We start from the raw sequence: 7,599 nt of genomic DNA, 5'->3' as shown, positions 1-7,599 counted from the left end.
TGGCGGAGAGGGTGGGATTCGAACCCACGGTAGGCGCAAACCTACAACGGTTTTCGAGACCGCCACGATCGACCACTCCGTCACCTCTCCGCGCTTCAGGGGTCGTCTATGTGAGGGGGGTGGATAGCCGGGCCTCGGGCGATGCGCAAGGGGAAATCGCTGGTCCTTCTGCAGGTGCATCACGGTCAGTTGCGCCGGTGCGGCTTGGCAAGGGCGCTGCGACCCGCTACCTCTCGGGGCACCGGTTTTCGGAAGGCCTTCCCATGCCCCTGACGCGCCTTGCCCTGGTTCTTCTGCTTGCCGTCGCGCCCCCCGCCTTCGCCCAGACCACGGCGGAAGCGCCGGTCGTCGAAGCCTCGGTCGATCATCTGGGAGAGGTCCTGCAGCTGGATGCGCTGTTCCAGGTCCTGCGCGAGGAGGGGCTTGCGCATGGCGGGACGCTGAAGACCGACATGTTCCCGGCGGGTGGCGGGGAGGACTGGGATGCGACGGTCTCGCGCATCTACGACGTCGCGCGGCTGCGGACGGCCTTCGCGGCGGCGTTGCAGACCTCGCTCGGTCCGGAACCCGGAGCCGTGGCCGAGATCACCGATTTCTTCGCGTCGGATCTGGGCCAGCGTATCCTGGGACTCGAGATCGAGGCGCGGCGCGCCTTCCTCGACACCGCCACGGAAGAGGCCGCGCAGGTGGCCGCCGACGACGCCGCCGCGGCGAAGGACCCGAGGGTCGCCCAGCTGCGCCGGATGATCGAGGCGGCGGATCTTCTGGAGATGAACGTCGCGGGGACGCTGTCGGGCAACCTCGCCTTCATGACCGGCATGGCCTCGACCGGAGTTTATGGCGCGGTGCCGGACGACCAGATCCTGTCCGATGTCTGGGGGCAGGAGGACCAGATCCGTGCCGATACCTCGACCTGGCTCTATTCCTATCTCGGCCTTGCCTATTCGCCCCTGACCGAGGCCGAGATGGAAAGCTACATCAGGTTCTGGAAAAGCCCCGCCGGCCAGCGGCTGAACGCGGCGCTTTTCTCGGCCTTCGACACCGTCTTCCGCGACATCTCGTTCGAGCTTGGCCGTGCGGCGGGCACCGCGATCCAGGGGCGCGATATCTGATCCCGCGCGCTTGACACCACCCCGGGATCGCCGCATAAGCACGCATCCCGGCGAGTGGCGACTCTCGCCGGGACTATTATTCATGACGCCCCAAAGGGGCGCGCTGTCCGAGGCGGGGAAACCCGAAACACCCATGCGGGGGCCACAGGGCGCGGAGCGATGGAAGGAAAGACCATGTTTGCGGTCCTCAAGACCGGCGGCAAGCAGTACAAGGTGCAGGCGGGTGACGTCCTGCGCGTTGAAAAGCTCGACGCTGCTGCTGGCGACAAGATCCAGTTCAACGACATCCTGATGGTCGGCAGCACGATCGGTGCGCCGCTGGTTGCAGGCGCGGCCGTGCAGGCCGAGGTCATCGACCAGATCAAGGGCGAGAAGACCATCCACTATGTCAAGCGCCGCCGGAAGCACTCCAGCCAGCGCACCAAGGGTCACCGCCAGCACCTGACGCTGGTGCGCGTGACCGAGGTGCTGGAAAAGGGCGCCGACAAGTCGGGCGTGAAGGCCGCGACCGGCACCGTTGCCGCGCGGCGCGCCGCACATGAGGCTCCCGGTGCCGAGAAGCCCGCGAAAGCCGCCAAGGCCGCCCCGGCTGCCGAAGCCGCCGAGAAACCGAAGCGCGCCGCCAAGGCCGCTGCTGCGCAGGAGTAATCCCAGATGGCACACAAGAAAGCAGGCGGTTCGTCCCGCAACGGCCGCGACAGCGCCGGTCGTCGTCTGGGCGTCAAGCTCTTCGGCGGCCAGATCGCGATCCCCGGCAACATCATCTGCCGCCAGCGCGGAACCAAATGGTTCCCGGGCGCAGGCGTGGGCATGGGCACCGACCATACCATCTTCGCCACCGTCGAGGGCCAGGTGACCTTCAAGAAGGGGCTGAAGGGCCGCACCTTCATCTCCGTCCTCCCCATGGCGGAGGCAGCCGAGTAAGCCGAACCTTCACATTCGGAGTGTAAGGGGGATCGGCCGAAGGGCCGGTCCCCTTTCTCGTTTCGGGCCTGACCGGGGACGGGAGCGGGGATTGTGGCACGGTGTCACGACCTGACCCCGAAAGGGCCAAACATTCGGGCGATTGCACGACTATCCGGCAATCCCCACATGTGCTTCAAAGGAGGGAAGCCATGATACTGGAGAAGTTCGCCAGCCCGGTCGAGATTGCGACCGAACGCTTCACCCTGCGCCCGGTGCGCAAGTCCGATGCCGGGCTTTTCGCGCTTTATGCCGGGGACAGGCGCGTGGCCGAGGCGACCCAGGGCATTCCCCATCCCCTGCCGCCCGGCGCGGCGGAGGCCTTCTGTGCCCGCGCGATGATGGCGGGCTCGGAGGAGGAGATCTGGGTCATGGACGGCACCCGTTCGGCGCTGCCCGAGGTGCTGGGGGTGATCTCTCTGAAGAAGATGGACCGCAACCAGTCCGAGGTCGCCTTCTGGGTCGCCCCCGCCTTCTGGAACCACGGCATCGCGTCGGAGGCGGTGAACGCGCTGGTGGCTGCGAACCCGCAGAAGAACTGCACGATGTTCGCCGAGGCCTTCCAGGACAATCCCGGCTCGGCCCGGGTGTTGACCAATGCGGGCTTCCAGTATCTGGGTGACGCCGAAAGCTATTCCGTGGCGCGCGACTCCAACGTCCCAACCTGGACCTACATTCGCAAGCTGGATTGAGGGTGGCTCCTCGCTCGACTTCGTCTCCTTGTCGCTTGCAAGGAGACGAAGTCAGCGACCAGCCGTCAGCCCAGCGGCGCGAGCAGGGCCTTCAGCGCGGCAAGCGGGTCTTCGGCGCCCCAGATTTCCTCGCCCACGGCGAAGAAGTCGGTGACGGGGCCGAAGCGCTCTACCAGTTCGGCAGTCAACGCGCCCTCGGCGATGATCGGGACCTCGATCACCTCCGACCACCATTCGAACAGCTCGAAGGGCGCGCGGCTGCCGTCGCCCAGTGTCGTCGCGCCGATGGGGCCGAAGCTCGCATAATCCGCCCCGGCCTCGCCCGCCGTCATCCCGTCGTGCTTCGACGCGCCGCAGAAGGCGCCGACGATGGCGTCGGCCCCAAGGTCCTTGCGGGCCTTCCGCACGTTGCGCGACCCGTCGGTCAGGTGCACCCCGTCGAGGCCCAGCCGTTCGGCCAGGATCAGGTGGTTGTCGATCACCACCGCCACGTCGCGGGCATGGGCAGCCTCGCGCGCGGCGTCTGCGGCGCGCATCAGCACGTCCTCGTCGCGGGTGCCGAGCGAGAGCCGCAGGCAGGCGATGTCGGCCCCGTCCAGCACGCGCCCGATCTGGTCGGCGAAGACATCGGGGTCGAAGGCCGGGGGCGTGATCAGGGTGATCTGCGGGCGGTCGTCAGCGGCCATTTCGGGCTCCGGGGTAAGCGTTCCGGCTCGTCTATCAGCCTTTCCGGGGCTTGGCTACCTTGGGCGGCAGGCCGCGGACGAGGTCGATCGCCGCGCCTAGAAGCCGCCTGCGCAGCCTGTCGTCGCCTGCCACCTCGGGGCTGACCCGCACCCACCCCTCCATCACCCGCTCGCCCGCGCGGAGCGGCGTGCTTCCCGGCAGATCCAGGGCCCAGCCGTCATTGCCCTTGCCAAGCCGGACCATCACCCCATCCGTGCGCGCACCGCACAGAAGGTGGCCGTTCCACATCCAGGCGAGGCCTCCGAACATCGCCGTCGTCGCCAGACCGTCAAGGTCGGCAAGGTCTTCCGAGAGAAGCTGTTCCAGGCCGGGGTCGCGTGCCATGGGCTGTCCTTGTCATGCCGGTGCGGCTAGCCTATCTGGCGGCGAAAGCTTCGCAAAGGTGGTGCATGATCCCCCCCGTCTTCATCCTGGTCCGGCCCCAGATGGGCGAGAACATCGGCGCGGCGGCGCGGGCGATGCTGAATTTCGGGCTGGAGCGGATGCGGGTGGTGGGGCCGCGGGACGGCTGGCCGAACCCGAAGGCCGTTGCCATGGCCTCCGGCGCGGGGCGGGTGCTGGACCAGGCGGGGCTGTTTGCCGACCTTGGCGGGGCTGTGGCCGACTGCGACTTCGTCTTTGCCACCACGGCGCGGGGGCGGGAGCTGGTCAAGGAGGTCGTCACGCCGGAACGGGCGATGGCGATGGCCCGGGTCTTGGGGGCCGAGGGTAAGCGGGTGGGCGTTCTCTTCGGGCCGGAGCGGGCGGGGCTGGAGAACGAGGATATCGTGCGGGCCAATGCGATCGTCACGGTGCCGGTGAACCCGGACTTCCCCTCGCTGAACCTGGCCCAGTGCGTGCTTCTGCTGGGCTATGAATGGCAGCGGCAAGGGGCGGAGGTGGCCGCATCGGTGATGGAACTGGCCCGGACCGACTTTGCCAGCCGGGAAGATGTGGAGCGGCTGGGCGACCATTTCGAGGAGCGGCTGGAGGCGGCGGGGTTCTTCTTTCCCGAGACCAAGGTGGAGGGGATGAAGGCCAACCTACGGAACATGTGGGGGCGGCTGGGGCTGACCCGGGCCGAGGTGCAGACCTTCCACGGGATGCTGCGGCAGATCGCCTTCAAGCTGAAGAAGCAGGGGGAGTGAGGGGGGCTGCCCGCACGCGGGCAGCTTTTCGGATCGATTGATTTCAAGGACTTGGCTGCGGGCGTTCAGGATTTCTTAACCCGAGGCGTTGCGCGTTGGCGCGGCGGCGGACCGGGGGTTTCCCCCGGACCCCCAGGATATTTGCAGACAGAAAATGGGCTTGCCGGACAGGCGGCGTCGGGCGGGCAATGTCGCCGACCGGATGTTTGTGGTCTTGGCCCCGTCCGGCATGCAGGGCTATCATCGCCGGATAACAAGAACAGCGAGCAGGCACAGGCATGGCACAGGCGATTTCTACGGTTGGATTTTCCCGGCGCGGGGCGCTTCTTCTGGGAGGAGCGGCCTTGCTGTCGGGCTGCATGTCGCAAGGGCGGTCGGGTGGCGGCGGCGGGTATCGCGCGCCCGATCCGGCGCCTAGGGCGGTACCGGATGCCGGCTGGGACGCCTGGGTCGCGGGGTTCAAGGGGCGGGCGGCTTCGCGCGGGATCGGCCAGGGCACCATCGACGCGGCCTTCCGGGGGGCGGGGTTCCTGCCCGAGGTGATCGAGAAGGACCGCAACCAGACAGAGTTCAAGCGCAGTCTGGAAGACTATCTGAACATTGCCGCCTCGGACGAGAGGGTGTCGTTGGGTCGCCAGAAGTATGCCGAGTACCGGGGCACCTTGCAGGCCATCGAGCAGCGTTATGGTGTCGAATCGCAGATCGTCGCGGCGGTCTGGGGGCTGGAGAGCTTCTTCGGCACGCGGCGGGGCAATGTGCCCGTGGTCAGCGCGCTGTCCACCCTGGCCTATGAGGGGCGGCGGGCGGAGTTCTTCGAGGGGCAGCTGGTCGCGGCATTGAAGATCTTGCAGGCGGGGGATGTCTCGCCCGGGGCGATGACCGGCAGCTGGGCCGGGGCGATGGGGCATACCCAGTTCATCCCGACCAGCTATCTGGCCTATGCGGTGGATTTCAACGGCGACGGGCGGCGGGACATCTGGAGCGACGACCCGACGGATGCGCTGGCCTCGACGGCCGCCTACCTTGCCAAGTCGGGCTGGACCACGGGGTTGCCCTGGGGGATGGAGGTCGTGCTGCCCGCGGGCTTCAATGCCGGGCTTCTGGGGCGCGGCAAGGGCCAGTCGGCGGCGGAGTGGCAAGGAGTGGGCGTGCGCTCGGCGGAGGGGCGCGCGCTGGCGGGCGGGTCGATCATCGCCGGTGGCAACGGGGGCGGGGCGCCCTATTTCCTGCTGACGCAGAATTTCGCGACGATCCTGCGCTACAACAACGCGCAGAACTATGCCATCGGCGTGGGGCATCTGTCGGACCGGCTTCTGGGACGCGGCGCGGTGCAGGCCAGTTTCGGACCGGATGCCAGCGGCATGACCAAGGCCGACCGGCAGGAGTTGCAGCGGCTTCTGACCGCGAAAGGCTTTGACACCGGCGGCAGCGACGGGGTGATGGGGGCGAAGACCAAGGCCGCGATCAGCGCCTATCAGGCCAGCTTGGGCGTGCCGGTGACAGGCGAACCGTCGCTGGAATTGTTGCGCCGGTTGCGGTGAGTTTTGGTGGGGTGGAACCCCACCCTGCGAGGGGGTCGGGATGGCGCATCGCATCTTCGGGATGAGCGTGGCCAAGGTCTATCCGGCCTGGTTGGCCAAGATCGAGAAGAAGGGCCGCAGCAAGGCGGAACTGGATGCGGCGATCTGCTGGCTGACTGGGCATGACCAGGCCAGCCTGGAGGCCGTGCTGGCCGAGGGTGTATCGCTGGAGCGGTTCTTCACCGAGGCGCCCCGGATGAACCCGGACCGCGCCCAGGTCACGGGCGTGGTCTGCGGCGTGCGGATCGAGGCGATCGACGATCCGCTGATGCGGGAAATCCGGGTGCTGGACAAGCTGGTGGACGAGCTGGCGAAAGGTCGGCCCCTGGCGAAGGTGCTGCGGCAGGGCTGAGACGGGGCGACCCGATCAAGGCTGTCATCCCCGCGCAGGCGGGGGATCCGGTAGAGACCAGGTTGCCACCGACCCTGGGTCCCCGCCTGCGCGGGGATGACAGGGAGAGCCTCGTCACGCCCTATGCGGCGTTCACATGGGCGGTGCGGATCACGCGTTCGCAATGCTGGGCGAGCGTCTTGCGGTTCTCGAAGGCGTCGACGGGAACCTCGGGGTGGAAGATCACCTCGACATGGCCCTGGCGGGGGGTGGCCAGCATCTTCAGGAGATGGCTCGCGAAATCCATGTCGCCCCACCAGCCGTAATGCCGGCGATCCTGACCCTCGGGGGCGTGGAAGATGACCGTCACCGGCTGGATATGCATGCTGCGTTCGAGGGCGGGGGAGAAGAAGGCCTCGAACAGGGTGGATTTGAACGGCAGGACGCGGATCGCGTCGGTCGAGGTGCCTTCGGGGAAGAAGAGCAGCCGGTGCCCGGCCTGCAGGCGGGATTCGAAGATCTCCTGCTGTTTCTTCGCCTCGGTCCCCTTGCGGGCGATGAAGACGGTGCCGGTGGCGCGGGCCAGCCAGCCGATGCCGGGCCAGGCGGCGACTTCGGCCTTGGCGACGAAGTAGATGGTCTGGACGGCATTCAGGACGAAGATGTCGAGCCAGGAGGAATGGTTGGCGACGATGGCGCCGGGCCGGGTCATCGGTTGGCCGCGCACCGTGAGCGGCAGGCGCAGGATGCGCAGCGCGCTGCGGCAGACGAAGCGGGTGATATGCGGCGTGAGGGGGCGGGCCTGGCCGTAGAGCGGCCATTCGACGAGGCGGACGAGAAGCAGGACCAGAAGCCCGCCATAAGTGAGCGCGCCGATCAGACCGCCGCGCCACAGCGCGCGCAGCCAGCCGAGGGGTGTCATGTGCAGCGGCGGGGGCGGCACATCCTGCCAGGTCGTCATGTCCCGGCCTTGCGGATGTAGAATTCGCGGTGGCGGGCGGACATCTGGCCGGTGTCCATCACCAGGCAGACATCGGTGGTGTTGAA

At 67.7% G+C, this 7,599-nt stretch carries 9 protein-coding genes, 1 tRNA gene and 1 pseudogene; 7 read left to right on the top strand and 4 right to left on the bottom strand.

Annotated features, from left to right (window positions below):
• Nucleotides 1-90: transfer RNA gene (locus V7Q39_RS17775), tRNA-Ser, on the bottom strand.
• Nucleotides 91-263: 173 nt separating this feature from the next.
• Between V7Q39_RS17775 and V7Q39_RS17770 the strand changes: the two genes are divergently transcribed.
• The 4 genes and pseudogenes from V7Q39_RS17770 to V7Q39_RS17755 all read left to right on the top strand — a co-directional run bounded on the left by V7Q39_RS17770 (nt 264) and on the right by V7Q39_RS17755 (nt 2,767).
• Nucleotides 264-1,112: a DUF2059 domain-containing protein gene (locus tag V7Q39_RS17770; protein WP_333817953.1), complete on the top strand. Its 849-nt coding sequence runs from the start codon at nt 264-266 to the stop codon at nt 1,110-1,112.
• Nucleotides 1,113-1,286: 174 nt separating this feature from the next.
• Nucleotides 1,287-1,670 (top strand): annotated as a pseudogene (rplU, locus tag V7Q39_RS17765) (50S ribosomal protein L21); the annotation flags it as partial.
• Nucleotides 1,671-1,766: 96 nt separating this feature from the next.
• Nucleotides 1,767-2,036, top strand: coding sequence for a 50S ribosomal protein L27 (rpmA, locus tag V7Q39_RS17760; RefSeq protein WP_333817952.1), 270 nt, complete (start codon nt 1,767-1,769; stop codon nt 2,034-2,036).
• Between the two features lie 191 nt (nt 2,037-2,227).
• Complete coding sequence (locus tag V7Q39_RS17755) at nt 2,228-2,767, top strand: GNAT family N-acetyltransferase (RefSeq protein ID WP_333817951.1); 540 nt, start codon at nt 2,228-2,230, stop codon at nt 2,765-2,767.
• Between the two features lie 65 nt (nt 2,768-2,832).
• On the opposite strand, the gene V7Q39_RS17750 is transcribed toward V7Q39_RS17755, so the two are convergent.
• Together V7Q39_RS17750 and V7Q39_RS17745 are read right to left on the bottom strand one after the other, a co-directional pair.
• Complete coding sequence (locus tag V7Q39_RS17750) at nt 2,833-3,453, bottom strand: thiamine phosphate synthase (RefSeq protein WP_333817950.1); 621 nt, start codon at nt 3,451-3,453, stop codon at nt 2,833-2,835.
• 34 nt (nt 3,454-3,487) lie between these two features.
• A complete protein-coding gene (locus V7Q39_RS17745; RefSeq protein WP_333817949.1) occupies nt 3,488-3,838 on the bottom strand; it encodes a TfoX/Sxy family protein in 351 nt (116 codons plus the stop codon).
• 65 nt (nt 3,839-3,903) lie between these two features.
• On the opposite strand from V7Q39_RS17745, the gene V7Q39_RS17740 reads away from it, so the two are divergent.
• The 3 genes from V7Q39_RS17740 to V7Q39_RS17730 all read left to right on the top strand — a co-directional run bounded on the left by V7Q39_RS17740 (nt 3,904) and on the right by V7Q39_RS17730 (nt 6,573).
• Nucleotides 3,904-4,641: an RNA methyltransferase gene (locus tag V7Q39_RS17740; RefSeq protein ID WP_333817948.1), complete on the top strand. Its 738-nt coding sequence runs from the start codon at nt 3,904-3,906 to the stop codon at nt 4,639-4,641.
• A 359-nt stretch (nt 4,642-5,000) separates the two neighbouring features.
• Nucleotides 5,001-6,182, top strand: a complete 1,182-nt coding sequence (locus tag V7Q39_RS17735; protein WP_333817954.1) for a lytic murein transglycosylase — start codon at nt 5,001-5,003, stop codon at nt 6,180-6,182.
• 40 nt (nt 6,183-6,222) lie between these two features.
• Nucleotides 6,223-6,573, top strand: a complete 351-nt coding sequence (locus V7Q39_RS17730) for a DUF2200 domain-containing protein (protein ID WP_333817947.1) — start codon at nt 6,223-6,225, stop codon at nt 6,571-6,573.
• Nucleotides 6,574-6,694: 121 nt separating this feature from the next.
• Here the strand turns inward: V7Q39_RS17730 and V7Q39_RS17725 are convergent, their stop codons facing one another.
• Nucleotides 6,695-7,513 (bottom strand): lysophospholipid acyltransferase family protein, encoded by an 819-nt coding sequence (locus V7Q39_RS17725; protein WP_333817946.1) that lies wholly within the window; start codon nt 7,511-7,513, stop codon nt 6,695-6,697.
• Between the last annotated feature and the right edge of the window lie 86 nt (nt 7,514-7,599).

This window comes from Tabrizicola sp. (genome assembly GCF_036781545.1).
GTDB lineage: Bacteria > Pseudomonadota > Alphaproteobacteria > Rhodobacterales > Rhodobacteraceae > Tabrizicola.
This window is presented reverse-complemented; position numbering and strand designations above follow the sequence as displayed.